Origin of the sequence: Streptomyces sp. NPDC048142, from assembly GCF_043202835.1 — a bacterium.
In the GTDB taxonomy this organism is placed as follows: Bacteria; Actinomycetota; Actinomycetes; order Streptomycetales; family Streptomycetaceae; genus Streptomyces.
In genome coordinates, this window is record NZ_JBIDBC010000015.1 from 1 (window position 1) to 25990 (window position 25990).

Annotated in this window: 21 protein-coding genes and 1 pseudogene; 11 read left to right on the forward strand and 11 right to left on the reverse strand. The window is 71.7% G+C overall.

What is annotated here, in order from left to right; genetic code table 11:
* Positions 1-251: 251 nt before the first annotated feature.
* A complete protein-coding gene (locus ACGF2Y_RS19950; protein ID WP_392949044.1) occupies positions 252-1313 on the reverse strand; it encodes an ATP-dependent DNA ligase in 1062 nt (353 codons plus the stop codon).
* A 76-nt stretch (positions 1314-1389) separates the two neighbouring features.
* On the opposite strand from ACGF2Y_RS19950, the gene ligD reads away from it, so the two are divergent.
* Positions 1390-2415 carry a non-homologous end-joining DNA ligase gene (gene ligD / locus ACGF2Y_RS19955; protein ID WP_392949047.1) on the forward strand — a complete coding sequence of 342 codons (1026 nt, stop codon included), beginning with the start codon at positions 1390-1392 and terminating at the stop codon, positions 2413-2415.
* Positions 2412-3482, forward strand: coding sequence for an ABC transporter permease (locus tag ACGF2Y_RS19960; RefSeq protein ID WP_392949050.1), 1071 nt, complete (start codon positions 2412-2414; stop codon positions 3480-3482). Before ligD ends, ACGF2Y_RS19960 begins: the two co-directional genes overlap by 4 nt.
* A 14-nt stretch (positions 3483-3496) precedes the next feature.
* Here ACGF2Y_RS19960 and ACGF2Y_RS19965 read toward each other — a convergent pair whose 3' ends face one another.
* On the reverse strand, positions 3497-5656 hold the full coding sequence (locus tag ACGF2Y_RS19965) for an OmpL47-type beta-barrel domain-containing protein (RefSeq protein ID WP_392949372.1): 2160 nt from the start codon (positions 5654-5656) through the stop codon (positions 3497-3499).
* Between the two features lie 74 nt (positions 5657-5730).
* Entirely contained in the window at positions 5731-8181 is a 2451-nt protein-coding gene (locus tag ACGF2Y_RS19970; protein ID WP_392949375.1) for a ThuA domain-containing protein, read from the reverse strand.
* A gap of 361 nt (positions 8182-8542) precedes the next feature.
* Here ACGF2Y_RS19970 and ACGF2Y_RS19975 point away from each other — a divergent pair, with 361 nt between their 5' ends.
* Positions 8543-9613: a multicopper oxidase domain-containing protein gene (locus ACGF2Y_RS19975; RefSeq protein ID WP_392949053.1), complete on the forward strand. Its 1071-nt coding sequence runs from the start codon at positions 8543-8545 to the stop codon at positions 9611-9613.
* Between the two features lie 35 nt (positions 9614-9648).
* Here the strand turns inward: ACGF2Y_RS19975 and ACGF2Y_RS19980 are convergent, their stop codons facing one another.
* Entirely contained in the window at positions 9649-11880 is a 2232-nt protein-coding gene (locus ACGF2Y_RS19980; RefSeq protein ID WP_392949055.1) for a DEAD/DEAH box helicase, read from the reverse strand.
* A 405-nt stretch (positions 11881-12285) separates the two neighbouring features.
* Here ACGF2Y_RS19980 and ACGF2Y_RS19985 point away from each other — a divergent pair, with 405 nt between their 5' ends.
* Entirely contained in the window at positions 12286-13080 is a 795-nt protein-coding gene (locus tag ACGF2Y_RS19985) for a VOC family protein (protein ID WP_392949058.1), read from the forward strand.
* A gap of 131 nt (positions 13081-13211) precedes the next feature.
* Positions 13212-13463: a WhiB family transcriptional regulator gene (locus ACGF2Y_RS19990; RefSeq protein WP_392949059.1), complete on the forward strand. Its 252-nt coding sequence runs from the start codon at positions 13212-13214 to the stop codon at positions 13461-13463.
* 246 nt (positions 13464-13709) lie between these two features.
* Here the strand turns inward: ACGF2Y_RS19990 and ACGF2Y_RS19995 are convergent, their stop codons facing one another.
* Positions 13710-14684, reverse strand: a complete 975-nt coding sequence (locus tag ACGF2Y_RS19995; RefSeq protein WP_392949062.1) for an acyl-ACP desaturase — start codon at positions 14682-14684, stop codon at positions 13710-13712.
* A 180-nt stretch (positions 14685-14864) separates the two neighbouring features.
* Positions 14865-15316: pseudogene (locus ACGF2Y_RS20000) on the reverse strand (excinuclease ABC subunit UvrA); the annotation flags it as partial.
* 147 nt (positions 15317-15463) lie between these two features.
* Here ACGF2Y_RS20000 and uppS point away from each other — a divergent pair.
* The gene (gene uppS, locus ACGF2Y_RS20005) at positions 15464-17131 is read left to right on the forward strand and encodes a polyprenyl diphosphate synthase (protein WP_392949065.1); all 1668 of its coding nucleotides are present in this window, start codon (positions 15464-15466) and stop codon (positions 17129-17131) included.
* A 41-nt stretch (positions 17132-17172) separates the two neighbouring features.
* Here the strand turns inward: uppS and ACGF2Y_RS20010 are convergent, their stop codons facing one another.
* On the reverse strand, positions 17173-17814 hold the full coding sequence (locus ACGF2Y_RS20010; protein WP_392949067.1) for a hypothetical protein: 642 nt from the start codon (positions 17812-17814) through the stop codon (positions 17173-17175).
* 414 nt (positions 17815-18228) lie between these two features.
* On the opposite strand from ACGF2Y_RS20010, the gene ACGF2Y_RS20015 reads away from it, so the two are divergent.
* Positions 18229-19302, forward strand: coding sequence for a polyprenyl synthetase family protein (locus ACGF2Y_RS20015; RefSeq protein ID WP_392949070.1), 1074 nt, complete (start codon positions 18229-18231; stop codon positions 19300-19302).
* A gap of 232 nt (positions 19303-19534) precedes the next feature.
* Here the strand turns inward: ACGF2Y_RS20015 and ACGF2Y_RS20020 are convergent, their stop codons facing one another.
* The gene (locus ACGF2Y_RS20020) at positions 19535-21166 is read right to left on the reverse strand and encodes an ABC-F family ATP-binding cassette domain-containing protein (protein WP_392949072.1); all 1632 of its coding nucleotides are present in this window, start codon (positions 21164-21166) and stop codon (positions 19535-19537) included.
* Positions 21167-21396: 230 nt separating this feature from the next.
* Positions 21397-21813, reverse strand: coding sequence for an SsgA family sporulation/cell division regulator (locus ACGF2Y_RS20025; protein ID WP_392949075.1), 417 nt, complete (start codon positions 21811-21813; stop codon positions 21397-21399).
* Positions 21814-22020: 207 nt separating this feature from the next.
* Between ACGF2Y_RS20025 and ACGF2Y_RS20030 the strand changes: the two genes are divergently transcribed.
* Positions 22021-23181 carry a WD40/YVTN/BNR-like repeat-containing protein gene (locus ACGF2Y_RS20030; RefSeq protein ID WP_392949078.1) on the forward strand — a complete coding sequence of 387 codons (1161 nt, stop codon included), beginning with the start codon at positions 22021-22023 and terminating at the stop codon, positions 23179-23181.
* Positions 23182-23213: 32 nt separating this feature from the next.
* Here the strand turns inward: ACGF2Y_RS20030 and ACGF2Y_RS20035 are convergent, their stop codons facing one another.
* Positions 23214-24095, reverse strand: a complete 882-nt coding sequence (locus ACGF2Y_RS20035) for an alpha/beta fold hydrolase (protein WP_392949081.1) — start codon at positions 24093-24095, stop codon at positions 23214-23216.
* A 75-nt stretch (positions 24096-24170) separates the two neighbouring features.
* Entirely contained in the window at positions 24171-24467 is a 297-nt protein-coding gene (locus ACGF2Y_RS20040; protein WP_392949084.1) for a YciI family protein, read from the reverse strand.
* Between the two features lie 95 nt (positions 24468-24562).
* On the opposite strand from ACGF2Y_RS20040, the gene ACGF2Y_RS20045 reads away from it, so the two are divergent.
* From ACGF2Y_RS20045 to mmpA, 3 genes are all read left to right on the forward strand, one after another.
* Complete coding sequence (locus tag ACGF2Y_RS20045; protein ID WP_392949087.1) at positions 24563-25255, forward strand: endonuclease V; 693 nt, start codon at positions 24563-24565, stop codon at positions 25253-25255.
* A gap of 70 nt (positions 25256-25325) precedes the next feature.
* The gene (locus ACGF2Y_RS20050) at positions 25326-25763 is read left to right on the forward strand and encodes a glutaredoxin domain-containing protein (protein WP_392949090.1); all 438 of its coding nucleotides are present in this window, start codon (positions 25326-25328) and stop codon (positions 25761-25763) included.
* An 81-nt stretch (positions 25764-25844) separates the two neighbouring features.
* Complete coding sequence (gene mmpA / locus ACGF2Y_RS20055) at positions 25845-25988, forward strand: morphogenic membrane protein MmpA (RefSeq protein WP_392949093.1); 144 nt, start codon at positions 25845-25847, stop codon at positions 25986-25988.
* Positions 25989-25990: the final 2 nt, after the last annotated feature.

Sequence of the window (25990 nt, forward strand, 5' to 3'; positions counted from 1 at the left end):
GGGCGAGGCTTCTTCTTCCCCATGCTCTCCATGATGGACATCCTCCCGGGGACGAACCCCTGATCTCGAATGTCCGTCAAAGCGGATCAAGCCCAGCCCCCACCGCATCGCCCGACCCCGGCGAGACCGGCCCGGCCCACTCCGACGACACCCCGTCACCGTCCCCGCCCCCGTCCCCGTCCGGCGACGCGAGGTCCGCGGACCCGGGCGCGGCGGACGGGTCCTGCGCCACGCCGGCCGGTCAGCCGGAGTCAGCCGCCTGACAGCACCTCGGACAGGTCGTAGGAGACGACCTCCTCCAACTGCGCGTACGTACAGCCGGCGGGAGACCGGTCCGGACGCCACCGGCGGAACTGGGTGGTGTGCCGGAACCGGTCGCCCTCCATGTGGTCGTAGGCCACCTCGCAGACCCGCTCGGGACGCAGCGGCACCCAGGACTGGTCCTTCCTGCCCGACCAGCGGTTCTGCGTCCCCGGCAGCCGGGACTGCTCGTGCGCCGCCGCGTCCGCCCACGCGCCCCACGGGTGCTCGCCGAACTCGACGCGCAGCGGGGCGAGTTCCTCGGCGAGCTCGGCGCGCCGCTTCATCGGGAAGGCCGCGCAGACCCCGACGTGCTGGAGCACGCCTTCGGCGTCGTACAGGCCGAGCAGCAGCGAGCCGACGACCGGGCCGCTCTTGTGCTCGCGGTAGCCCGCCACCACGACGTCGGCGGTCCGCTCGTGCTTGATCTTGTACATCGCCCGGGTGTCGGGCCGGTACGGCAGATCGAGCGGTTTGGCCACGACCCCGTCGAGCCCGGCGCCCTCGTACTGTTCGAACCACTGCCGGGCGACCTCGATGTCCGTGGTGGACGGAGCGAGCAGGACGGGAGCGTCCGCGCCGGAGAGCGCGGCTTCGAGCACCTTCCGCCGGTCCGCCTGCCGGGTGGAGAGAAGGGAGGCGTCGTCGACCGCGAGGATGTCGAAGGCGATCAGGCTCGCCGGGGTCTGCTCCGCCAGCATCCGGACCCGGGAGTCCGCCGGGTGGATGCGCTCGCTGAGCCGGTCGAAGTCGAGCCGTCCCTCGTGGGCGATGACGATCTCCCCGTCGATCACACAGCGCGGCGGGAGGTTGTCCCGTACGGCGATGACCAGGTCGGGGAAGTAGCGGGTCAGTGGCTTTCCGGTGCGGCTGCCGATCTCCACCTCGTCGCCGTCCCGGTACACGATCGCCCGGAAGCCGTCCCACTTCGCCTCGTAGCTCATGCCCGGCGGGATCGTGGCCACCGACTTGGCGAGCATCGGCTTCACGGGCGGCATCACCGGCAGGTCCATGACCCGATTCTGGACGGTGTGCCCACCCATGTCTCCCGATGTGCGGCATATGTGCGACCGGCCTACGGTGGCCGTCATGGGAGCAGCGGTGGAGCTGGACGCGGGCGGACGGGCCGTGAGGCTGTCCAACCCGGACAAGGTGTACTTCCCGGAGAAGGGCTACACCAAGAGGGACGTGGCCGAGTACTTCCTTGCGGTCGGCCCCGGGATCACGCGGGCCCTGAACCACCGGCCGACCACGCTCCAGCGGTTCGTGGACGGGGTGGAGGGCGACTTCTTCTACCAGAAGCGTGCCCCGAAGAACCTCCCCGAGTGGATCCCCACCGCGCGCATCGCCTTCCCCAGCGGCCGTCCCGCCGACGAGATCTGCCCCACCGAGCTCGCCGCCGTGCTCTGGGCCGCCAACCTCGGCACCCTCACCTTCCACCCGTGGCCGGTCCGCGCCGGGGACACCGACCACCCGGACGAACTGCGCGTCGACCTGGACCCGCAGCCCGGCACCGACTACGCGGACGCCGTCACCGCCGCCCATGAGCTGCGTTCCGTCCTGGAGGACCACGGCGTACGCGGCTGGCCCAAGACCTCCGGCGGCCGGGGCATCCATGTCTTCGTGCCCATCGAGCCCGCCTGGACCTTCACCGAGGTGCGGCGCGCCACCATCGCCGCCGGGCGCGAGCTGGAGCGGCGGATGCCCGAGCGGGTGACGACCGCCTGGTGGAAGGAGGAGCGCGGCGAGCGGATCTTCGTCGACTTCAACCAGACCGCCCGCGACCGCACCATCGCCTCCGCCTACTCCGTACGCCCCTTCCCGCACGCCCCGGTCTCCGCACCGCTGCGCTGGGAGGAGATCGACGACGCCGAACCGCGCGACTTCGACATCGTCACGCTCCCGGCGCGCTACGCCGAACTCGGTGACGTGCACGCCGACATGGACCAGGAGGCGTTCCGGCTCGACGGGCTGCTGGAGCTGGCCGACCGGGACGAGAAGGAGCGCGGGCTCGGCGACATGCCCTATCCGCCGGAGTACCCGAAGATGCCCGGCGAGCCCAAGCGCGTCCAGCCCAGCCGCGCCCGCCACGACGACGACGGCGAGATGGCGTGAGCGAGAGCGGCGACCGGCACGGCGCGCACGGGCGAACGCTCACCCTCCGCGAGCGCTGGGAGGCGTACAGGAACAGCCCGTTCCTCCCGGCGACCGTCCTCGTCCTGATCGTCGCCGCCGCGGCCGGGCTCTTCGCCGGCTCCTACACGTACGCGATGGCCGACCCCGCCCCGCACCGCATCCCCGCCGCCCTGGTCGTCCGGCCGGCGGCGGAGCGGGGTGAGGAGTTCGTCGCGGGCATGGAGAAGGAGCTCGACGCCTCCCTCGAACTGCGCGACTACCCGGACGTCGCCGATGCCCGCCGAGCCCTGGACGAGCAGAAGGTCTTCGCCATCGTGCGCGCGTCCGACGGCGGCGGGGTGGCGCTCGACGTGGCCGGGGCCTCCGGCGCGTCCGTGGCCGAACTGCTCGGCAAGGCGGGTCTTGAGGTGGGCGACGCCACCGGGATCGACGTCACCGTCCAGGACGTCAAGCCGCTCCAGCGAGGCGATCCGCGCGGGCTCGCCCTGTTCTACATCTCGCTGGCCGCCGTGATCATGGGCTTCCTCGGCGCGATCCAGCTCAGCGTGCACGCCCACGGCTTGAACCCGGCCGAACGGATCGCCTTCACCGCCGCGTACGCCCTGCTCGGCGGCCTCGCCATCGCGGCGGCCGTGGACTGGTGGCTCGGGGCGGTCGACCTGCCGTTCGTCCAGTCCTGGCTGATCCTGGCGTTCACGATGTTCACCTCCGGCATGGTCTTCACCATGTTCAACACGCTGATGGGCCGCTGGGCGATGATCCCGACCTGGGGCGTCATGGTGCTGCTCGGCAACCCGTCCTCCGGCGGAGCGGTGTCCTGGCCGCTGCTCCCCTCGGCGCTCGGGCACATCGGCCGCTGGCTGCCGCCGGGCGCGTCCGTCAACGCCCAGCACACCGCCGTCTACTACCAGGGCCACCAGTTCGTCTTCCCGTACCTGGTCCTCGCCGGCTGGGCGCTGGTCTCCTGCACGGTGTTCTGGGTGTGGCGCCACCGGCACCCCGGCGGCCGCGCCCGCACGCCGGAGCACGCGGCCGCGGCCACCTGAGAGAGCCCTGCTCGCTACAGCTCCTTGATCCGGACGTCGCGGTACGAGATGACGTCGGTGACGCCGTGTACCTGGAGCCCGATGTAACCGGAGGCGAACCGCCGGCCGTCGGTGCCCGGGTCGTCGCCGCGCGGCGGCTCGAAGAGCTGACCGCCGGTGTTGTCGAACTCGTTGATCAGGACGCCGTCGCGGTAGATCTCGTAGTGCTGGTCCACCACCGTGATCTCGTAGTCGTTCCAGGTGCCCTTGGGGGTGACCCCGGCGCCGCCGAGCCCCACCCGGTCGAAGCCGTACACCGAACCGGTCTTGTACATGTCACCGTCCGGCCGGTCGTTGACCTGGATCTCATGGCCGTACTTGATGGCGACCCACTCCGGACGCGGCTCCTCCGGGTGGTCGTGGACCTTCGGGAAGCGGACGAAGACCCCGCCGTTGGCGTTGCTCGAGCCCGGTGCGTCGTCCCGCCACTGGAGCTTCAGCGAGAAGTCCCCGTACGCGCGGGCCGGGAACCACAGCATGCCCATGCCGTCCACCGTGGTGGAGCTGGTGATCGAGCCCTCCCCCTCGTTCAGCCCGAACGCGCCGCCGCCCACGTGGCTCCACTTGGCGAGCGAGGCCGCCGTGCCGTCGAAGAGCTTGGTGTAGCCCTCGACCTGGCCGGGCTTGCCGATGCCCGACTGTTTGGCGGCCCGGTTGACGGCCTTGCGCTCGCGCCGGTCGATGACGCCGTCGGTCTTCAGCTTGTCCAGGACCGACTTCACGTGCTTGAGGAACAGTGCGTGGGAGGACCAGTCCTTCTCGTCCTCGATCAGCTCGTTGATCGTGCAGCGGTTACGGGTGATCCGGTTGGGGACACCGGTGTCGATGGTGCCGACGAAGACGGTGTGCCGCTCGTCGTACTCCGCGCAGTTCGGCGCGGGAACCCCGCCGCCCCGCACGACGGTGAACGACACCTTCTTCGCCTCGGAGGTGTTGCCCGCCTTGTCCGTCGCCCGGTGGGCGATGGAGTGGTAGCCGACCCGGTCGACGATCACGGGAGTGGTGTACGCGAGGTAGGGGCCGCCGTCGAGGGAGTACTCGACCTTCTCCACGCCCGAGTCGTCGTCGGTCGCGGAGACGGTCGTCTCGGCGCTGGTGATGAACGCGCCGTCGGAGTTCCTGTCGCCCGCCACCTTCACCGAGGTCTCCGGAGCCGTCCGGTCCTGCGACGGCGGTTCGACGACGGTGAAGTCCACGGACTTCTCCCGCGCCACGTTGCCCGACCGGTCGGTGGCCCGGTAGCGGACCTGGTGCGCGCCCACCTCGTGGACCATCACCGGTGCGGTGTAGGGCTGCCACGCGGCGTCCGCGCCGGTCGCGTACTCGATGGTGTTGACCCCGGACCCGGTGTCGGAGGCGGTCACGGTGACCGTGGCCATCCCCAGGTACGCGCCGGTCTCGTCCTTCTCGCCCGAGACGGTCGCCGAGGTCTCCGGCGGTGTCTCGTCGTCGGCCGGCGGCGCGGCGACCGCGAAGCCGACGGACTTCTCCGCCGCCGCGTTGCCCGCCTTGTCGGTGGCCCGGTAGCGGACCGTGTGGTCGCCGACCTCACTCACCACGACGGGCGCGGTGTACGGCTGCCACGCGCCGTCCGCCCCGAGGGCGTACTCGACGGTGTCGACGCCGGAGCCCTCGTCGGTGGCCTCGACGGTGACCGACGCCTGGCCGATGTACGCGCCGTCGCCGTCCCTGTCGCCGTCGACCTTCGCCGAGGTCGCGGGGGCTTCGGTGTCATCGCCGCCGTCCTCGGTGACGGTCAGGATGCCCTGCATCCGGCCGTGGCCCGGGATCGTGCAGTGGTAGAAGTACCGGCCGGGCGACAGCGTGACCTCCACGCTGTGCCTGCCGCCCTCGGCGTCACCGGGGTTGGCCAGGATGTTCAGCCGGACGTCGTTGTTGAACTCCGGGTCCGACACGCCGAACGTCAGCGTGTGCGGCATGCTCGTGGTGTTGCCGGTCGCCGTGCTGTTCTCGAAGACGATGGTCGCCCGGCCGGCCACCGCCGTCCTCGGCGCGGTCAGATAGCGGTCGATCGGATCGCCCGCGGTCCAGGTGAGGACCTGATCGGCGGCCTCGGCCGCCGGAGCGTCGCCGCCCTTGCCGTACGCGGCCGTCGAGGTCAGCCCGAGGACCATCAGGAGGGAGGCCAGCAGGGCCACCCAGAAGCTCGGCGGACGATGCCGCCTGCGTGCGAGGTACGGGTACTGTGTCACTTCGCCGCCGCCTTTCCGACGAGGTCCCCGGTGGCCGGGGTCGCGCCGCCGCCCTGGTACGTCACGTGCCACAGCGCGGACTTGGAGTCGGAGGTGAAGAAGCCGCGCCCGTAGTCCAGGACGTACAGCGAACCGTCCGGTGCGAACTTCCAGTCCATCAGATTGCGGATGCCGTCCGTCCCGACCGGGATGATCCTCTTCAACGACTCGGCGTGCACGGGCAGTCCGCCCTTGCCCACGGTCTTCGGGTCGGTGATGACCGCGTGCCGGGGCTGGGTGCCGTCGTAGAAGTCACCGACGAACCACTTGCCGTCCCAGTAGGCGGGCCACTTGGCGGTGGACTCGCTCCGCGCGTCGTAGCGGTAGACCGGGCCGTTCATCGTGGCCTGTCCGCCGCCCTTGAGCCAGGGCAGAAGTTCCTTGCCCTCCTCCGTCCTGTAGCTCGGTACGCCGTTCTCGTCGCGCGGGTAGTCGACCCCGCCGCCCTGCGGGGAGTACCAGATGGTGTTCGGCGTCACCGGCGGCAGCTCGACCAGACCGTCGTTGTTCGGCGACTCGTTCCTCGGGGCGTCGCAGTCGTACCAGCCCAGCGGCTTGGCCGGGTCCGGCAGATTGCGGTCCCGGTAGGGCTGGTTGTTGCCCATGCAGTACGGCCAGCCGTGGTTGCCCGCCTCGGTGATCGCGGCGAACGTGTCGTACTTCGCCGGGCCCCACGTGGTGGAAGGGGAGCCCGCGTCGGGGCCGACCCAGCCCGCGTACAGCGTGTCCGTCGAGGTGTCGATCGAGATCCGGGCCGGGTTGCGCACGCCCATCACATAGATCTCGCCCCGGGTCTTTCCGCCGCCCTCGTCCGGCTCCTCGCCGGTGAAGAGGTTGCCCTCGGGCAGGGTGTACGTACCGTCGTCCTCCGGGTGGATCCGCAGGATCTTCCCGTTCAGGTTGTTGGTGTTGCCCGCGGTGCGCCGCGCGTCGGCGAAGGAGACTCCCTTGAAGTTCGGCTGCGGGTTGTTGCCGGAGTAACCGCCGCTGAAACCGGAGGAGTTGTTGTCACCGGTCGCGATGTACAGGTTGTCCTGCGAGTCCCAGGCCATGCCGCCGCCCGCGTGGCAGCAGCTGTGTATCTGCACCGGCCAGCCGAGCAGCACCTTCTCCGAGGCCAGGTCCAGCTTGTCGCTCGCGGAGTCGAAGGTGAAGCGGGAGACCTGCCGGGTCGCTATGCGCCGGTCGCGGTCGATCTTCGCGTGCGGGGTGTAGTGCAGATACACCCACCCGTTCGACGCGAAGTCCGGGTCCAGCTCGATGCCGAGCAACCCCTCCTCGACCTTGACCAGTTCGTCGCCGCCGCCCTTGTTTCCGAAGACGTCCAGCGCGCCCGCCAGGGTGACCTTCCCGGTCTTCGGGTCGTAGACGTGGATCTGGCCCTTGCCCTTGCCGATGTCCGGGTCGCTCCAGTCGGTGACGACCGGGACGGAACTGTCGGCGCCGCCGCGCCCGATGGAGAAGACCCGCCCGTCCGGCGCGGTCACCAGGCCGTGCGGTTCGCCGATCTGGTCGTTCCGGCCCGGCTGGTTGGGCTCGGTGACGCGCTCGGCGGTGTAGTTGGAGGTGATCGTCGCCTTGCAGTCGGCCTGCGAGGTCCGGTTCGTCCAGGCGAGCGCGCCGCGCAGATGGTCGCGGAAGTCGGTCTCCGCGAAGCTGTCCGCCGTACCGCCCATGGCCGTGTAGAAGGACCGGCCGCCGTCGTAGTCGCGGCACCAGGAGACCGGGTGGTCCCAGCCGTTGGCGCTCGCGCCCGGCCGGTACGTCGACTCCCGTACGCGCGCCACGGTGTGCACGTCACCGGACGGGTTCTTCGTCCAGTTCAGCCACGTGTCGGGACGCTTCCACTCCAGCGGCAGGTTCTTGGTGGCCGGATGGACCCGGTCGCCGACCTCCACGGTCGCCCGCTGCACGGAAGCCGGGCTGTTCGCCGCCGGGCGGGCTCCGACCAGACCGGTGAACCAGTCCGAGTACGGCTCGGTGCGCGCCGCGTCATGGATGCCGAGGAAGCCGCCGCCCGCCTCCATGTACGCCTCCAGGCCCGCCTCCTGCTCCGGGTCGAGGACATCGCCCCCGCCGGTCAGGAAGACGACGGCGTGGAAGGAGCCGAGCCGCTTGCCGTTGGTGAAGACCTTCGGGTCGTCCGTGGCCACGGTCGTGAACCGCCCGGACTCCGGGCCGGTCAGCCCGATCCTCTCGATCGCCGCGATCCCGGCGTCCGTGTACGGTGCCTCGTCGCCCGCCGATGCGTAGAAGACCAGCACCTTGACCCGCTTCGCGGCACCGGGCGGAGACGGTAAGGACAACGTTGTCGCCATTTTCTCCACCAAGGCCCGGTCCGGGGACGGCTCCGCGCCGGCCCGGCCGCCGCCGGCCAGCATGGACACGGTCAGTGCGCCGGCCGCCACGGCCGCCGCGAGGCCGCGTCCTGATCCGGACCGGTGATGCGATGCGCGCTGCATGTGGTCACCCACCCCTCTGTGGTCACTGCACCTCTCGGTGACTGTGGCTCGCTCAACTCTTCGTCGGTTCTTCGTCTCTTCGTCAGTACCTCTTGATTCACTACCTCTTGACGCACTGCGACAGCGCACGAAGCTAGACCTCTTTTCGTGGTCCGCCAATAGGCGTGGCAGCAATGGCACGAACTTTGTCCCGGGTGTGGATAAACGGAAGGGCCCCGGCTACGGTGTGGCCCGTTCCGGGGACCCCGTGAGCGCCGTTGCGCATCGGCGGCCGCACCGGTCTCCTTGTCGCAGGGGGGAGTTCGACATGGACCGAAGGACCTTCAGCCGGCGGATGCTGGCCGGTGGCGCCGCCGCGGCCGCGACCGGGGTGACATCGTTGTCGCTCGGGGCGGTGGAAGCGAGCTCGGCCGAGAACCCGCCGCGCACGGCCCCGGCCGGCGGGGTGGTGCGCAGGCTGAAGATGTACGCGGAGAAGTTGGCGGACGGCCAGCTCGGCTACGGCTTCGAGAAGGGCGGGGCCTCGATCCCCGGCCCCCTCATCGAGATCAACGAGGGCGACACGCTGCACATCGAGTTCGAGAACCTCACCGACGCCGACGCGAGCCTCCATGTCCACGGCGTGGACTACGACATCGCCAACGACGGCACCCGGATGAACAAGAGCCACGTCGAGCCCGGCGGCACCCGTACGTACACCTGGCGCACCCACGCCCCGGGTCGCCGTGAGGACGGCACCTGGGAGCCGGGGAGCGCGGGCTACTGGCACTACCACGACCATGTCGTCGGCACGGACCACGGCACCGGAGGCATCCGCAGGGGGCTCTACGGGCCGGTCATCGTGCGCCGCAAGGGCGACATCCTGCCCGACAAGACGTTCACGATCGTCTTCAACGACATGACGATCAACAACAAGGCGGAGCACAACAGCACCAACTTCGAGGCCACGGTGGGCGATCGGCTCGAAATCGTGATGATCACCCACGGCGAGTACTACCACACCTTCCATATCCACGGACATCGCTGGGCCGACAACCGGACCGGCCTGTTGACCGGCCCCGACGACCCCAGCCGGGTCATCGACAACAAGATCTGCGGGCCCGCCGACTCCTTCGGCCTCCAGTTCATCGCGGGCGAACGCGTGGGCGCCGGCGCGTGGATGTACCACTGCCATGTCCAGAGCCACTCCGACATGGGGATGGCCGGACTCCTGCTGATCAAGAAACCCGACGGCACGATCCCGGGCCACGAACCCCACCACGCGGCGGGCGGCACGGAGGAGGAGGCCGAGAGCAGGAGCGCCGGGGGCAGCAGCGCCGGGGAGAAGAGCGCGGAGAAGGGCGGGGCGGCGAAGGACGCGGCGGAGCACCAGCACTGACCCGGTCCGTCACGGGGCCCGGGGAGGGGGGCCGGTCACGGACGGCGGGTGCCCTCCGCCAGCCGCTGCTGCTCCTCCTCGACGATGAGCCGGGCCAGTTCGACGCCGGAGACGTCCACCGCGTCCGGGGTGGCCTCCGCGAGATCGCTGCGCCGGGCGTACGCGTCGAACAGCCGGTCCTTGCGGGCCAGCAGCTCCACCATGCGCTGGTCCACGCTGTCCGTGGCCAGCAGCCGGTGCACCTGGACCGTGCGGACCTGGCCCATCCGGTGGGCACGGGCGACGGCCTGGTGCTCCAGCGTGGGCTTGATCTGCGGCTCGCACAGGATGACCACGGAGGCGGCCTGCATGTTCAGCCCGGTGCCGCCCGCCTGGATCTGGCTCAGCAGCACCGCGTGCCCGTCCACGGAGGAGAACGCGTCGACCAGCTCCTGCCGCCGGGCCGGCGGGACGCTCCCGGAGAGCGGACCGTACGCCTGCGGACCCAGGGCCTCCCCGACCGTCGTGAGCACCTCGCGGAAGTAGGAGAAGACGACCACTTTCAGGCCGTTGTCCCGCGCCTCGCCGACCAGTTCGCGCAGCCGCTCCAGCTTGGCGGACGCCTCGGGCACGGCGTAGGCGGCCCGGCGCATGTGCATGAACCGCCCGGAGGCGACCGCCTCGCGGTAGGCGTCCCGGTCCTCGGCGCCGAACTCCTCCCACTCGTCCACCTGGACCAGCGCCGGGAGTTCGGCCAGCACGTCCACCTGGTTGCGGCGCAGATAGGCGGGGGCGACGGCCCGGCGGAAGGCCCGCGAACCGGCCGCGCCGTGCGTGCCGCTCACCGACGGCACCAGTTCGGGCCGCAGTTGGCGCACCAGGCTGCGGAACTCCTCCACCCGGTTCTCCATCGGGGTGCCCGTGAGGAACAGCACCCGCTCCACGCGCTCCGCCCAGCCGGCGACCGCCCGGGAACGGCGGGCCGCGGGGTTCTTCACGAAGTGGGCCTCGTCCACCACCAGCATCCCGGGCCGCACCCCGGCCGCCGCCCCCTCGGGCAGCAGGTGCAGCGCGTCGAAGGTGGTCACCGCCACTCCGCCGCTCTCACGCCAGTCCGCGAAGGCCTCCTGCCGTTCCGTGCCGTGCACCGGAACAGCGCGCAGCGTGGAGCGGACCCGGACCTCCCGGGTCCAGTTGATCAGCACGCTCGCCGGGCACACCACGAGGAAGTGTCTCTCGCCGTGGGCGGCGAGATGAGCGAGGGCGGCGATGGCCTGCACGGTCTTGCCGAGCCCCATCTCGTCCCCGATGACCACCCGCTTCTGCGCCAGCGCGAAGCGCGCCCCGAACGCCTGGTAGCCGCGCAGGGACACCCGTAGACGCGTGTCGTCGAGCCGGAGCGCGCGCACCCGGTCCGCGATCCCGGCCGGCAGGAACCCCTCGGCGGCGTCCCGGTCCTGACCGCTGCCGGACAGCTCGGCGAGCAGGCTGTAGTACTCGGCGGACCGCAGCTCGAAGTCCACCCAGGCCTCGGCCGGCGAGGCCGGTGACCGCAGCAGGTCGGCCGACGCCTGCGCGAAGAGCACCGGCAGCTCCCGCTCCACGGCGTCCGTCACGGCGGACCGCACCGAACCGAGCGCCTCGCGCACCCGCGCCCGCGCCTCCCGCCCGGTGAACAGCATCCGCAGCCGGCTCCCGGCCGGTGCGGCCGCCGCCATCGGGGGGCCGAGCCGCTCGGCGAGCCGGCGGGCCGCGTCCACCGCCCGCCGCGCGTCGGCACCGGCCTCGACCAGCCGGTGCAGGGCGATCACCAGGGCGGTGCTCGTGGCGTCCGGGGCGTCCACGTCGATCCGCACCGAGACGGTGTCGCGCACGGCGTGGGCGATCTGTCCGGCGGCGGCCAGCGCCTGATCGGCGGTGTGCGCCCCGACCCCGGGAAGCTGCCGGAGCTCGTAGCGGTTCGTGCCGTGGACCTGCCCGACCGTGCCGAACCCGGCCTGCTCCAGCGCCCCGAGGCGCAGCCGACCCTCCGTGACGTCCTTGAGCCGGGAGGCGGGGATGGCGGCCAGCTCCCGGCTCACCAAGGAGTCGAGGAGCGGATCGAGCACGAAGCGCACGGCGTCCACGGCGCTCGCCCGGTCCGCCGGCACGGCACGGGCGCTCTCCAGGAGCCGCTCCGCCCGCGCGAGCAGCTCACGGGCCGCGCCGCCGCTGGGCACCGGGCCCCCGGCAGCCCCCCGTGCGAGTGTCCCGCGGGCCGTGCCGCCCGCCGCCCCGCTCTGCTTCATGTGTGTCCTTCTGTTCCCGAAGGGGTGTCTCGCAGCCCCGGGACCCCGCTCTTCCGGCTTCCCCGCCATCGTGCCACGCCCCACCGACACTCCCGGCCCCGTCGCGAACACCGGTCGTACAGGGCCCTTCACGGCCGGGCCCTCCTCGGCAGGGCCTCTGTACGGCAGGGCTCTGTACGGCAGGGCTCTGTACGGCCGGGCGACGCGCCGGTCCAACGCTTCGCCCCGGCGGGCACGCGATGCCTACCCTGGGCCGCACGGCGGACGTGATCACCGCCGGTGGACGGCGCCCGGTCGGCCCCGCGCGGACTGCGGTTGTCAGTGCCCGGTGCAAGACTCGAACGAGAGGAATCACCCCGGCGGAACCGACGGGCAGGACCACCCGGAGCGACTGAGGAGTACGCCATGATCAGCCCCACCTTCCTTGACGGAGCGCCCAGCTGGGTCGATCTCGGCACTCCCGACCTCGAAGGGGCCGCCGCCTTCTACCGGGAGCTGTTCGGATGGGACCTGGTCCCCGGCGGTCCCGAGATCGGCGGCTACGGGATGCTCACCCTGGACGGGCGGTATGTCGGCGGTGTGATGACGGTGTCCGAGGAGGAATCGCCCAGTGCCTGGTCGGTCTCCTTCCAGTCGCCCGACGTGGCCGCCACCGCGGCGGCGGTGGAGCGGGCGGGCGGCAGCGCCGCGTTCGAGCCGATGGACGTCCTGGACTACGGCAGCATGGGCGGCTTCACGGACCCGGCCGGAGCGTATTTCGGTGTGTGGCAGCCGAAGGAGCACCCCGGCCTCGGCGTCATCCAGGAGCCCGGCTCGTTCCTCTGGGCCGAGCTGTACACCCCCGACGTCCCGGCGGCGGCCGCGTTCTTCGGAAGCGTCTTCGGCTGGGGGACCGACCAGCTGAAGGTGGAGGGCACCGACTACACCTACACCACGGTCCACCCGGCCGGCGCCGGCCCGGAGGCGTCGTTCGGCGGCCTGGTCCGGATGGGCGACGTCCCGTCCGTGGCCGCCCGCGGCCCCCACTGGCTGCCGTATTTCGACGTCGCCGACGTCGACGCCACGGTGGCCGAGGCGAAGCGGCTCGGCGGCACGGAGACCCTGGCCGCCATGGAGGTGCCGGGCGTCGGCAAGATGGCCAACGTCGCCGATCCGTACGGGGCGGTCTTCGCGGTCATGAAGCCGGAGCCGAGGCAGTAGGCGCGAGGGCGGCGACCGCGACGCGGGGCGGGTGGCGATCATGGCGACTCCGGCGGACTCCGGGGCCGCCCACGGCACGGATTGATGAATCGTTGATCGGTCGTTTATCGCCACCGGGCACCGTGGGCTCCATGCTGATCAACACCGTGACCGACGACGCACTCGCCTGGCAGGAGACCGCGTTGTGCGCGCAGGCCGGGCCCGAGTTCTTCTTCCCGGCCCCGGGCAGTTCGACGCGCGAGGCCAAGCAACTGTGCAACGCCTGCGAAGGGCGTGTGGCCTGCCTGGAGTACGCACTCGCCAACGACGAGAGGTTCGGCGTCTGGGGCGGGCTGTCCGAGAAGGAGCGCGAGCGGCTGCGCAAAGGACGCGACCGGGGCTGAACGCTCCCCCCGGCCGCATCCACGTACCGTAACCCCCCGAGGTGTTCGTGCAGGGCCCGGCACCATCGGGCCCATGACCCATGCCCCGTCGCTCGTCCTCGCCGCCGAGGCCGGCCGGGACACGGAGCGGATCGCCGCGCGTGTCGCCGACGAGGACGCCGCCGTACGCGGTCACGGCCTGCGCGCGGCGCGGGCGCGGGGTGCCGCACACGGCGTACGGAAGAGCCCTCGCCGGGATGGGACGGATCAGGCGCGGCCGCGCGCCACCATCCGGGCCTTGCGGGTGGCGAGCTTCTCGTCGAACTTCGACGCCTCGCTGTCCAGCCCGCCCATGTACAGACCGAGCTCCTCCTGGGCCTTCGCACCCTCCGGGCCGAGCCCGTCGATGTCCATCACCTTCAGGAAGCGCAGCACGGGCTGGATCACGTCGTCGTGGTGGATGCGCATGTTGTAGATCTCGCCGATCGCCATCTGCGCGGCGGCCCGCTCGAAGCCGGGCATGCCGTGGCCGGGCATCCGGAAGTCGACGACGACGTCACGCACGGCCTGCATGGTCAGGTCCGGGGCCAGCTCGAAGGCGGCGCCCAGGAGGTTGCGGTAGAAGACCATGTGGAGGTTCTCGTCGGTCGCGATCCGGGCCAGCATCCGGTCACAGACCGGGTCGCCGGACTGGTGGCCGGTGTTGCGGTGCGAGACGCGGGTGGCCAGCTCCTGGAAGGCGACGTACGCGACGGAGTGCAGCATCGAGTGCCGGTTGTCCGACTCGAAGCCCTCCGCCATGTGCGCCATGCGGAACTGCTCCAGCTTGTCCGGGTCCACGGCGCGCGAGGTGAGGAGATAGTCGCGCATCACGATGCCGTGGCGGCCCTCCTCGGCGGTCCAGCGGTGCACCCAGGTGCCCCACGCGCCGTCGCGGCCGAACAGCGAGGCGATCTCGTGGTGGTAGCTGGGGAGGTTGTCCTCGGTCAGCAGGTTCACCACGAGGGCGATCTTGCCGATGTCGGTGACCTTGGACTGGTCCGCCGCCCACGCCTCGCCGTCGTCGAAGATGCCGGGGAAGTTGCGCCCGTCGGAGAACGGAACGTACTCGTGCGGCATCCAGTCCTTGGCGACCTTGAGATGGCGGTTGAGTTCCTTCTCCACCACCTCTTCCAGCGCGTACAGCAGCTGGGCGTCGGTCCACGCCTTCGAACTGCCGAGGTGGGGAGAGGTGATCGTCACGGGGAGCTCCTGGGGACGGGAGAATTACCTACGGCTTCGTAGGTTACGTGACCGTAGGTTAAGGCGACGTTAAGGCCAAAGCCAAGCCCGCTCCCGGCAGCGACCGGCTACGCAGAGTTATACATCCAGGTGGGCAGGTGTGTGAGAGCCTCTTCAGGGGCCTTCCGGGGTCCTGCTTCGCTACGCTGACATCAGTGATTCCAGCCCCGGATTACCGGCGGAGGTACCGCCCGGTGACGGACGTCGGATGCGCGAGCAGACCGGCGGACGTCCCCTCGAAGGGCAGCGCCCCGCCGCCCTTGCCGCCGTCCGGACCGAGGCCGATCACCCGGTCCGCCCGCTTGACCACAGCACAGGTTGTGCTCCACACGGATCACCGTGTTCCCCGCGTCGGCCGGCCGGTCCAGCGGATCCGCCGGCGCGCCCGTGTCCGCCCGGTGCGGCCCGGCAGCCCGCGCCGCCGTCATGCCCGGGGCGTCCGCGATCGACCGGACCCCGACCCGGTGCTTCAGCGCGTCGTCGTGGAACCGGCGGCGCTCACGCTCCGGGCAGGTGGTGGTGATCGACCAGAGCGCGACGAGGCCGTGATCGCGCTCTGGTCGATCACCACCGCCTGCGGGCCCGCCGGCACTTCGCTGCCCGGTACCGGCCGGTCGGCGTCTCGTTATGGAGAGGAGGGTCCCCCGCCCACCGTCGGTGAGGAGGTGGTGGTGTCGTCGGCCGCGCCGTCCGGGTGCGGGGGGTGCCGTCGACGGCGTGGTTGAAGGGGAGGTCTGTGCATGATGAGTGGTGAGACTTTGTTCGGTTCACCGGAGTTGCGAGAGTCCTACGAGCTGTGCGGGAACGTGACCAGGCAGTCCCATGCGCCGCTGTGGCGGGCGAGTGAACTGCTGCCCGCTCCGGTGCGCCCGCATATGCACGCCGTCCTCGGCTTCGCCCTGCGGACCGACGCCATCGCCGACAGGGGCGGAACGACGGCAGAGCGTGAGCGGCGCCTTGCCCGGTGGTATTCCGCCGTCCGCGAGGGGCTGCGCTCGGGGGACAGCGGGCATCCGGTGCTGCGGGCGTTCGTGGACACGGTGTGGCGGTGGGATCTCGACCGCGCGGTGATCGAGGAGCTGCTGGGCGCTCTGGAGGCCGATTGCGCAGGCCCCCCTGTCTTCGAGACGTTCCAGGACCAACGGCGACATCTGCGGGCGGTGACGGGCGCGAGCTTCGAGCTGTGGTCCCCGCTGGTGGGTCTGAGGACTCCGGAGGTGCTGGCGCTGACCTCTTTGCTGGGCGAGGCGGGCCAGGTGGTGGACGAGTTCGAGGATTTGCCGGAGGACCTCGCCGCCGGCCGGTGCTACCTGCCGCGCGCCGATCTGCGGGCGCTGGGACTGGAGGTGAGTGACCTTGTACGCGGTGAGCGCCCCGGGGCGCTCGCGGAACTGGTACGCATGCAACTCGACCGCTGGAAAGTCCTGTTGGAGCAGGCGTCGTCGGTGACGGGAATGGCCGAGCGCGAGTATCAGCCGTTCCTGCACGTGCTGGTGCTGGGGGCCCATCTGCAGTTCGACGAGATCGCCCTCCGCCGGGAGCGGGTCTTCACCCAAGGTCTTGAGCCGCTGGTGTCCGTCGACGGGGTCTCCCGCCGCCCCGTATGGGCCCACGCGCAGCTGGACACGGTGCCGGAACATGTCGCGGTCATCATGGACGGCAACCGGCGATGGGCCTCGGAGCAGGGCCGGCCGGCCTCCTGGGGGCATCAGGCGGGTCAGTGGTCCGCGATGCGTCTGGTCAACGCCGCACTGCGGCTGGGAGTGCGGCACCTGACCTTCTACGCCTTCTCGACCGATAACTGGACCCGCTCTCAGGACGAACTGGACGCGTTGTTCGAGATCATGGGCGATGCGATGGCCCGGGGAGGTGCGGAGTGGCTGCACGGCCTCGGGGTGCGGGTGCGCTGGTGCGGGCGGCGTGACCGCATCGACCCGTCGCTGGCCTCCGCGCTGACCATGCTGGAAAGCATGACGTCGAACAACAACACGCTGACGCTGACCGCCTGCGTCGACTACGGCGGGCGCGAGGAACTGGTGGAGGCCGCCCGCGCGCTGGCCGCCGAAGCGGCCACCGGAGCGATCCGGCCCGGGGACATCGGCCCCGCCGACCTGGACCGGAACATGTACGCACCCGGCCTCCCGGACGTCGATCTGCTGATCCGCACCTCCGGTGAGCAGCGGATCAGCAACTTCCTTCCCTGGCATCTGGCCTACGCCGAGATGGTCTTCGACCCGACTCCCTGGCCCGGCTTCGGCCTGGAACAGCTACGGGAGGCGATCACCGTCTACGCCGGCCGCCAACGCCGCTTCGGCGGCACTCTCCCCGGCCCCGCCCGCCCGGTGGAGCCGGCCCGCCCGGTGGAGCCGGCACAAGGCCGTCCCGTGCCCGGACCCGGGAAGTCCTGACCCCGGGTCCGGGACGGACTGAGCCCGGGTCCGGGCCCGCCTCACGGCTTCGGCGGCGTGTACGTGCCGGCTACGGTCGCATACCCCAGCACGGTGCCTTCGCTGAACGGGGACGTGCCGAACGTCGCGGTGTACGCCTCCACCATCTCGGGGGTGGCGTACAGCGGCACCTCACTGAGCCGGACCTTCAGGGGCCGGCCCACCGGAACCTGGTCGGTGGACAGTTCCCCCTCCTCCGCCCCGCACCGGAGGGCCGAGGCGTGTTCGACAGCGACCCCGTTGACCTCGCACTTTCCCGACGCCAGTCCGTCCTTCAGCGCGCCCTCCAGGTCGGTGAGCAGCACGTTGCCCAGGGGTGTGCGCACCGAGACTCCGCCGTCGAGAGCACCGTTGCCCTTGGCCCTCGGCAGCTTCGTCAGCGAGGGATCGCCCTTGCCGGACCGCACGGGGAACCGCAGCGCCGGCCCGCCCGCGGACCTGACCGTCTCGGCCGGAGCCACGGCCTCGACCACCGCTCCCAGCCGGTCCAGCTCCGCTTGGACCGGCTGGGACCACCGGACCTCGACCCAGCCGTCGGAGACCGTGCCGTACCTCTCGTCCGCCGCGGCCGCCGTCCCGGCGAACTGCGCCAGCAGGGGTGTGGCCAGAGCGGCGCCCAGAAGGTTCCGTCGTGTCGCACTCATCGATGTGCACCATCCTTCCCCGGGCCGTGGGGCACGGCCCGGAAGGAATCCTTCAGGCACCTTGCTGCCCGGTCCGGACAGAGCCTGCAAACCACCCGAAAGGGCGCAAGGATGATTCGGCCGGTGACGCGCCACCTCGGACGCAGAGGACGCGTCGTAGTACAGCGTCGGCGCATGAGGACGGTGGACGGCGAAGAGCGTTCGCAGTGCGTGAGCGGCATGGGGCGGCGCTCATCCAGCGTGTTCGCGTGTCGCCGGAGGTGGTGCGGACCGTCCTGCCGGCGCTGGCGCTCCGATCGGCCGAACCCCGCCCCCGACCCAGACCCCCGCCCCCGACCGCGGACCTCGGGCACCGGCCGCTATCGTCGCACGTCTACCCGGTGTCACCCGATTCCCCAGCAGGAAGCATGTGTCATGACCCAGCAGCAGTTCCTTGAGCGCGTCAGCGGATACGAGCGTTGGTTCAACACGTTGTTCGAGGAGTACTTCGCCACGCTGGGCACCACGCTCGACATGCCGTCGTTCAGCCGGTTCACCCCCGAGTGCCTCGGCCTGCTGCGGGAGTTGTCCTTGCGGGGCGGGAAGCGGATGCGGGTCGTGCTGCTGCACGAAGCGACGCGTCTGGTGACGGACCGGCCCGTCGAGGGGCTGGACGCCGCCGCGCTGAGTATCGAGCTGCTGCAGACCCACGGACTGGTGCACGACGACCTCATCGACGACAGCCCCGTCCGCCGCGGGGGCCCGTCGACCTACTACGCCTACCGCGGGCGGTTCCCCGACCACCCGCAGGCGGCCCTGGGGCTGACGGTGCTCGCGGGTGACCTGGCGCTGGCGCTGTCGCTGCGGGTGCTGTTGGACGCGAAGGTGCCGACCGGTGTGCGGCAGTCCATGGTCGAGGTGCAGACGCGGGCGGCGGCCGACACGTTCGTGGGCCAGATCATCGACCTGGAACGCGACTTCGTCACCGCTCCGGACGAGGAGATCCTGCACAGCGTGGCCGACCACAAGTCCGCCCGCTACTCCGTCCTCGCCCCCCTCCAGCTCGGCCTGCTGGCCGCGGGCGAACAGCCGCAGCTCTTCGAGAAGGAGCTGCGGGAATACGCGCGGTCGGTGGGGATCTGCGGGCAGATGCGCGATGACTACCTGGACCTGTTCGGGGACGCGGGCACCATGGGCAAGCCGACCGGAACCGACCTCCGCGACGGCAGGCACAGCTACACCGTCCGGGCCCTCCTCGCGGCCGTCGACGGTGCCGAGCGGCGCGTGGTGGACACCGCGCTCGGTGACGCGTCCTGCACATCGGAGACGGTCGCCGCCGTCCGCGAGATCGGCGAACGCCGCGGCGTGGCGGACCGCATGCGGGCGGACATGCGGCGCTACGCACAGCAGGCGTCCGAGGTGGCCGCCGGCTGGCGTCCGCGGTGGCGGGAGGAGGCGGTGGGCTTCTTCGAGCAGCTGCCGCTGTGGAGCGTCGAGCGATCACGGTGACCGGCCACCGCCGGCAGCGCCGATGAGGGCGGCATCGATGCGGAGGCACACGCTGTTCGTGCCGCCGAGGGCCGTCACCACGACAGCGAGGGGCTGCCGGCAGGGCCGGGAGGCGTGAACCACTTCGTCGTCCACCCCGGGAGCGCGTAGTCGTCCCACCCCGGGAGCGCGTACACGGGTGTGCCGAACGCCGCGCCGATCAGCGTTCCGACGGGGAAGCCGGTGCGCGGTCTCAGTGGCCCTCGCGCACCGCTTCCGCGGTCGTGTCCCACAGCCCGCCGTCCAGCCGGAGCCAGCGGGTGATCCCGATCGACTCCAGGAAGGGCACGTCGTGGCTCGCCACGATCAACGCCCCCTCGTACGCCTCCAGCGCCTCGGTCAGCCTCCGTACGCTCGCCAGATCGAGGCTGTTCGTCGGCTCGTCGAGCAGGAGCAGCCGGGGCGGCGGGTCGGCCAGCAACAGCATCGCCAGCGTCGCCCGGAACCGCTCCCCGCCCGACAGGGTCCCCGCCGGGCGGTCCGCCGCGGCCCCCTTGAACAGGAAGCGGGCCAGCCGCGCCCGGACGGCGTTGTCCGTGCTGCCGGGAGCCGACCGGGACACGTTCCGCACCACCGACGACGCCTCGTCCAACAGGTCCAGCCGTTGCGGCAGGAACCCCGTCGCGACCAAGGGGATCACCTCGCCCGAGAGCGGCGCCAACTGCCCCGCGATCGTCCGGAGCAGCGCCGTCTTGCCCGCCCCGTTGCGCCCGGTCAGCGCGATCCGCTCGGGACCCCGCACCATCAACTCCCCCCGCAGCGACGGGCCGTAGGGCGGCACCGGATCCCGCAGCAGCAGCACCTCGCTGCCCGGGTGGACCCGGGTCCCCGGCAGCTCGACCCGGATCTCCTCGTCCTCCCGCACCGCCAGCTCCGCCTCGTCGAGACGCTCCCTGGCCGCGGCCAGCCGCTCCGTGTGCAGGATGCGGTGCTTGCCGGCCGACTCCTGCGCGGAACGCTTGCGCTGGCCCATCACGATCTTGGGCTCTCGCTTGGCGTCCCACATCTTCTGCCCGTAGCGTTTGCGCCGGGCCAACTTCACCTGCGCCTGGGTCAGTTCGCGCTTCTGCCGCTGTACGTCCGACTCGGCGGCCCGCACCATGCGCTGCGCCGCCTCCTGCTCGACGGCGAGCGCCGCCTCGTACGCCGACAGATTCCCGCCGTACCAGGTGACCGAACCCTCGCGCAGATCCGCGATCCGGTCCACCCGCTCCAGCAGCTCCCGGTCGTGGCTGACGACGAGCAGCGCCCCGGTCCAGGCGTCGACCACGTCGTACAGCCGCCGCCGGGCGTACGCGTCCAGGTTGTTCGTCGGCTCGTCCAGCAGCAGCACCCCGGGCCGGTCCAGCAGCAGCGCGGCCAGCCGCAGCAGGACGCACTCGCCGCCGGACATCTCCCGGATGGTGCGGTCGAGCCCGATATGCCCGAGGCCGAGCCCGTCCAGGGTGGCGAGGGACCGTTCCTCGATGTCCCAGTCGTCGCCGATCACCGCGAAGTGCTCGGGCCGGACGTCGCCCGACTCGACCGCGTCGAGCGCCGCGCGCCGGTCCGCGACGCCGAGCGCCTCGTCGACCCGCAGCGCGGTGTCCAGGACCAGGGTCTGGGGCAGATGGCCGACTTCGCCGCGGACCCTGATCACGCCGGACTGCGGGGCGAGTTCACCGGCGATGAGGCGCAACAGGGTTGACTTGCCACAGCCGTTGAGGCCGATGAGCCCGGTGCGGCCGGGGCCGACGGCCAGATCGAAGTCCGTGAGGACCTCGCTGCCGTCGGGCCAGGTGAAGGCGAGCGAGGTACAGCTGATGTGGGTGTCGGAAGCAGACATACGGATCTCCCGGTGGACGTCGGGGAACGACAAGGACGGCTGAGAAACCGAGATCGCACACGGGCGCTTCGGCCACGGCAGGGCGCGGCGGGCGCTGCACGGTGTGCACAGGACCTCAGGTCAGCAACGTCCCACTCCGATCGACGACAACAGGAACCATCACGAAGGTAGGGCCGGGGAGTGGGCCCGGCAACCGTTTTTACGGCGTGGCCCACTCGGGAGGCCCGTGGTCAGCGGGGACCGCCGAGCAGGTCGGCCAGACTCCGGTCCAGGTCCAGATACCGGTGCTCGTCGCCCACCGGGACCAGCTCCTGCGCCCGCTGGAGGAAGCGCCGCAGCTCCTCGGTGTGCACATGAACCATGGCGATGCCCTCGGGGGCGTGGAACTCCAGCACGGTCCGCTCGTACCCGAACGGCCGTACGCGGACGTCTCCCTGCCCGGCGGGGGAGTCCAGCCCGGTGGACAGCAGCTCGCGGGAGAACTCCCAGGACACCTCGGTGCCCTCCAGGGTCGCCGGGCCCGGGAACGCCATGCGTACGGCGAAGGGGTACTGGCGGTCGTAACTCAAAGTGGCGGGCAGGGTCTCCATCCGCGGTGCGGACGCGACCATGCGGGCCTGCACGGACTGCTCGATGACGCTGGACAAGACCTGCTCCCTCTCCCTGCTGGGTGAACGGCTCCCGGCATTGGAGTAGACGATGGAACTCCTCGTTTCGTGCACCGGCGTGCGGCGTGAGCTGCGTCACCGGTTCCGGACGGTCCCGCCCGGACCTCCACGCACCCCCGCACTCCTGCCCGGCCGGCGGCGACGCACCCTGGACGGGCCGGAACCCGTGGGCTAGCTTCCAGCGCCATGAAGGCCATGGGGAACACGAGACGGCTGATGGCACTGGTGACCGGCGGCGCGGCCCTGGTCGCCGCACTGGTCGCACCCGGCGCGCACGCGGCGCCGACGGAGATCGAGGCCGGGGCGCCGGGCGGGACACCGGCCGGGGGAGCCGCGTCCAGGGAGACGGCCGGGGAGGCGGCCGCCCGCGGATTCCTGCCCGGCTGGCGGCTCACCGACACCGGCACCGACGCCCGCTTCCGGGGGCTCGACGCGGTCAGCCGCACCACCGTCTGGGTCGCCGGGTCGAAGGGCACGGTCCTGCGCACCGGCGACGGCGGCCGCACCTGGCGGGACGTCTCCCCGCCGGGCGCCGCCGAACTGGAACTCCGGGACATCGAGGCGTTCGACGGCCGCCGGGCCGTGGCCCTGGCCATCGGCGAGGGCGAGGCCTCCCGGGTCCTGCGCACCGACGACGGCGGAGCGACCTGGACCGAGTCCTTCCGCAACACCGACCCCCGCGCCTTCTTCAACTGTCTGACGTTCTTCGACAGCCGGCACGGTCTCGCGGCGGGCGACCCGGTGGACGGGAAGTTCCGGGTCCTGTCCACGGCGGACGGCGGCCGTTCCTGGCGGGTCCTGCCCGACGCCGGGATGCCCGCCGCCCTGCCCGGCGAGGCCGGCTTCGCCGCGAGCGGCCAGTGCCTGGTCAGCTCCGGCCCCAAGGACGTCTGGCTGACCACCGGGGGAGCGGCGACCGCCCGCGTCCTGCACTCCCGGGACCGGGGCCTGACCTGGACGGCGAGCACGTCGACCCTCCCGGCGGGCGATCCGGCCCGCGGGGTCTTCGCCGTCGCCTTCCGCGACCGGGGGCACGGCATCGCCGTCGGCGGGGACTACCGCGCCGACCAGGCATCCCCGAAGGCCGCCGCCGTCACCGGGGACGGCGGCCGGACCTGGCGGCAGTCCGCCACCCCGCCGCCCGCCTACCGCTCCGGCGTCGCCTGGCTGCCGTACAGCCGCTCCGCCGCCCTGGCCGTCGGCCCGACGGGCACCGACCTCACGCTGGACGGCGGGCGGACCTGGCGAACGGTCGACTCCGGTTCGTACGACACCGTCGACTGCACACCCGACCTGGGCTGCTGGGCTGCGGGCGAGCAGGGGCGGGTGGCGCGGCTGGGGTTCTGAGGGCTGTCCCGCCAGGGATGACGGGACGGCCCTCAGGAAGCGGCCGGCATCCCTTGGCCGCCGTCGAGCACCTCCCGCAGCCGCTGCCCGAACTCGTCCGGCTTGCCCGGGTAGCCGAACTCCCCGTCGAGGAAGCCGCCGTGATGGCTCGGGAAGACGGTCACCCGCTGCCCGAGCAGTTCGGCGGTCGCGGCGGACGTACGCCCGGTCTGCACGCTCCGGGACTCCTCGCCCACGGCGATCACCACGCGGGTGGTCGCCGCGGCGAGGGCATCGACGTCCGGCCGGTAGTCGCTGATCGCCCACGACCGGTCGGACAGCAGCGGGTCGCCGCGCGTGCCGTCGTCCTCGGCGGGCATGCCGAACGCGGCGGGATCGGGATCGGGCTGTGCGAAGTACGCGTCGGTGAACTCGCCCTCCCACGAGGTCATGGCCACGAACGCGGCCATCCCGGCGCCCCACCCCCGCTTCTCGTACGCGTCCCGGACCCCGGCCCGCGCGCGGACGGCCGCCGGGCCGTCCGGGGTGAGCGTGATGAGCGGCGGCTCATGCGCGACGAGGGTGGTCACATCACCGGGGTGGCGCGCCACGAGGGCGAGCGCGGTGACCGCCCCACCGCTGCTGGCGAACATCTCGACAGGCCCGAGCGCTTCGATGACGGCGTGCAGATCGTCGGCCTGGGTCTCCGGGGTGTGGTCGGTCCGCCCGTCCTTGCGGGTGCTGCGGCCGAGGCCCCGCGGGTCGTAGGTGAGAACGGTCCGCTCCGGAAAGCGAGCCGCGAGCGCGACGAACCCGGTGGCGTCCATCGGCTGCCCGATCATGAACAACGGCGGGCGGCCGTCGGCGGTCGGCAGGGGCCCGCGAACGTCGTGGACGAGGTCGGCGCCGGCTGTCCTGAGTGTGTACGTCTCCATACCCGTGCAGACCGGCCCCACCCCGGAAACTCATCGGCCGGGGCCGGCCGAGGACCGGGCGGGCCCGGCCGCCCGCTACGGCGACTGCTGCCGGTACGGCTCAAGTCCGGGCGCCGTCCTGGTGGCGATGAACTCGGTGATCCGGTACGCGCACACACCGTGCTCGGCGAAGGGATCGGCCGCCGCGATCTCCTCGATCGCCGCCCGGTCCTCCCCGGCGGCCAGGATGACTCCGCCGTCCCGGGGGTTCTTGCGGCCCGAGGCGATGAAGACGCCCGCCGCGTACTGCTCGTCGAGCCAGGCGATGTGCTCCCGCATCAGCGCGTCGACGCGTTCGACCGGCGCCGTGTAGGTCAATTCGAGTACGAACATGATCGTCAGGCTACGGGATTCCGGCCGCCCGCTCCGAGGTCCCGCCGCACACCGTGTGACCGTCGCGGGTCCCGTCACCGCATAAGCTTCCGGGCATGACGACCTCCCCCACCCCCGCCCATGAGACCCCCGCCGACGAAGCCGAGGGCCGGGCGATCCAGGACCGGCTGCGCGGCCGGGTGATCCTGGACGAGGCGGGGCCGGAACCCGGAACAGGGCTGGTCACCGGCGTGGACGTGGCCTACGACGACGTGAAGGACGTCGTCGTCGCGGCGGCCGTGGTGCTGGACGCCGTGACCCTGGAGACGGTCGACGAGGCCACCGCAGTCGGCCGGATCACCTTCCCTTACGTCCCCGGGCTGCTGGCCTTCCGGGAGATCCCGACGGCGCTGGAGGCCCTGGAGGGGCTGAGCGTCGACCCGGGTCTCGTCATCTGCGACGGCTACGGTCTCGCGCACCCGCGCCGTTTCGGACTCGCCAGCCACCTGGGCGTGCTCACCGGGCTCCCGGTGATCGGCGTCGGCAAGAACCCGTTCACGTTCACGTACGAGGCCCCCGGCCCCCGGCGCGGCGACTTCTCCCCGCTGCTGGACGGCGAGGAGGTCGTCGGGCGGGCGCTGCGCACCCAGGAGAACACCAACCCGGTGTTCGTCTCGGTCGGTCACCGCATCAGCCTCGACAACGCCTGCGCCCACACCCTCCGCCTCGCCGGCCGCTACCGTCAGCCCGAGAGCACCCGCCGGGCGGACGCCCTGTGCCGGCAGACCCTGCGGGAAGCGACCGCCTGACGCGGGCCGGGAGCCTCCGGGCGGGCGGCCCCCTCGATGAGCGGGGCCGCGCGGAGTAGCGTGCGTCGTCATGACGCGTGTGTGGAGACTGCCGGTCCTGTTGGTGCTCAGCGGCGCGGTCGTCGCGACGGGGCTCACCCTCAGGGGCGACCCCGTCATGGCGGCCGTGCCCCTGGTGCTGTTCGTGCTGTTCGCCGGGGTGAACTCGCCCCTGGTCTTCCCGAGGCCGGTCCCCGCAGCCGAGGCCCGGCGGCGCAGCGCGGCCGACGGCTGCCCGGTCGTCTACTGGCGTCCGGGCTGCACGTACTGCCTGCGGCTCCGCCTCCGACTGGGCCGCGACGCCTCCCGGCTGCACTGGGTCGACATCTGGCGCGATCCGGCGGGAGCGGCCGAGGTGCGGGCGGCCAACGGCGGCGACGAGACCGTGCCGACCGTGCTCGTGGCGGACCGGCCGCACACCAACCCGGACCCCGTGTGGGTACGCGAACAGCTGCCGCCGGCCCCGTGACGGTCCCGGGCGTGGAACAGTCCTGCAACTGAGTACCTGTACGGATGGCGCGGAACCGCCCGGCTCGGCAGGCTGACACGTATGAACACCTCTCGCACAGCCATTCGCGCCACGCCCCTCGACCCGGCCCAGCGCCGCGCGGTGCTCGGCGCCGTCCTCGGCGGCGGCGTCGGGCTCGTCTGGCTGGGTGCGATGCTCTACACACTGGCCAACTGGATCTTCTAGAC

What these genes read in the sequence shown, in the direction of transcription:
- ACGF2Y_RS19950 (WP_392949044.1), bottom strand. Translation starts at nt 1,313, where the DNA reads ATGGACCTGCCGGTGATGCCGCCCGTGAAGCCGATGCTCGCCAAGTCG.
- ACGF2Y_RS20015 (WP_392949070.1), top strand. Translation starts at nt 18,229, where the DNA reads ATGACCCAGCAGCAGTTCCTTGAGCGCGTCAGCGGATACGAGCGTTGG.
- ACGF2Y_RS19985 (WP_392949058.1), top strand. Translation starts at nt 12,286, where the DNA reads ATGATCAGCCCCACCTTCCTTGACGGAGCGCCCAGCTGGGTCGATCTC.
- ACGF2Y_RS20035 (WP_392949081.1), bottom strand. Translation starts at nt 24,095, where the DNA reads ATGGAGACGTACACACTCAGGACAGCCGGCGCCGACCTCGTCCACGAC.
- ACGF2Y_RS19965 (WP_392949372.1), bottom strand. Translation starts at nt 5,656, where the DNA reads ATGGTCCTCGGGCTGACCTCGACGGCCGCGTACGGCAAGGGCGGCGAC.
- ACGF2Y_RS20050 (WP_392949090.1), top strand. Translation starts at nt 25,326, where the DNA reads ATGACGCGTGTGTGGAGACTGCCGGTCCTGTTGGTGCTCAGCGGCGCG.
- ACGF2Y_RS20020 (WP_392949072.1), bottom strand. Translation starts at nt 21,166, where the DNA reads ATGTCTGCTTCCGACACCCACATCAGCTGTACCTCGCTCGCCTTCACC.
- uppS (WP_392949065.1), top strand. Translation starts at nt 15,464, where the DNA reads ATGATGAGTGGTGAGACTTTGTTCGGTTCACCGGAGTTGCGAGAGTCC.
- ACGF2Y_RS19980 (WP_392949055.1), bottom strand. Translation starts at nt 11,880, where the DNA reads ATGAAGCAGAGCGGGGCGGCGGGCGGCACGGCCCGCGGGACACTCGCA.
- ACGF2Y_RS19990 (WP_392949059.1), top strand. Translation starts at nt 13,212, where the DNA reads ATGCTGATCAACACCGTGACCGACGACGCACTCGCCTGGCAGGAGACC.
- ACGF2Y_RS19975 (WP_392949053.1), top strand. Translation starts at nt 8,543, where the DNA reads ATGGACCGAAGGACCTTCAGCCGGCGGATGCTGGCCGGTGGCGCCGCC.
- ligD (WP_392949047.1), top strand. Translation starts at nt 1,390, where the DNA reads ATGGGAGCAGCGGTGGAGCTGGACGCGGGCGGACGGGCCGTGAGGCTG.
- ACGF2Y_RS20030 (WP_392949078.1), top strand. Translation starts at nt 22,021, where the DNA reads ATGAAGGCCATGGGGAACACGAGACGGCTGATGGCACTGGTGACCGGC.
- ACGF2Y_RS20010 (WP_392949067.1), bottom strand. Translation starts at nt 17,814, where the DNA reads ATGAGTGCGACACGACGGAACCTTCTGGGCGCCGCTCTGGCCACACCC.
- mmpA (WP_392949093.1), top strand. Translation starts at nt 25,845, where the DNA reads ATGAACACCTCTCGCACAGCCATTCGCGCCACGCCCCTCGACCCGGCC.
- ACGF2Y_RS20045 (WP_392949087.1), top strand. Translation starts at nt 24,563, where the DNA reads ATGACGACCTCCCCCACCCCCGCCCATGAGACCCCCGCCGACGAAGCC.
- ACGF2Y_RS20040 (WP_392949084.1), bottom strand. Translation starts at nt 24,467, where the DNA reads ATGTTCGTACTCGAATTGACCTACACGGCGCCGGTCGAACGCGTCGAC.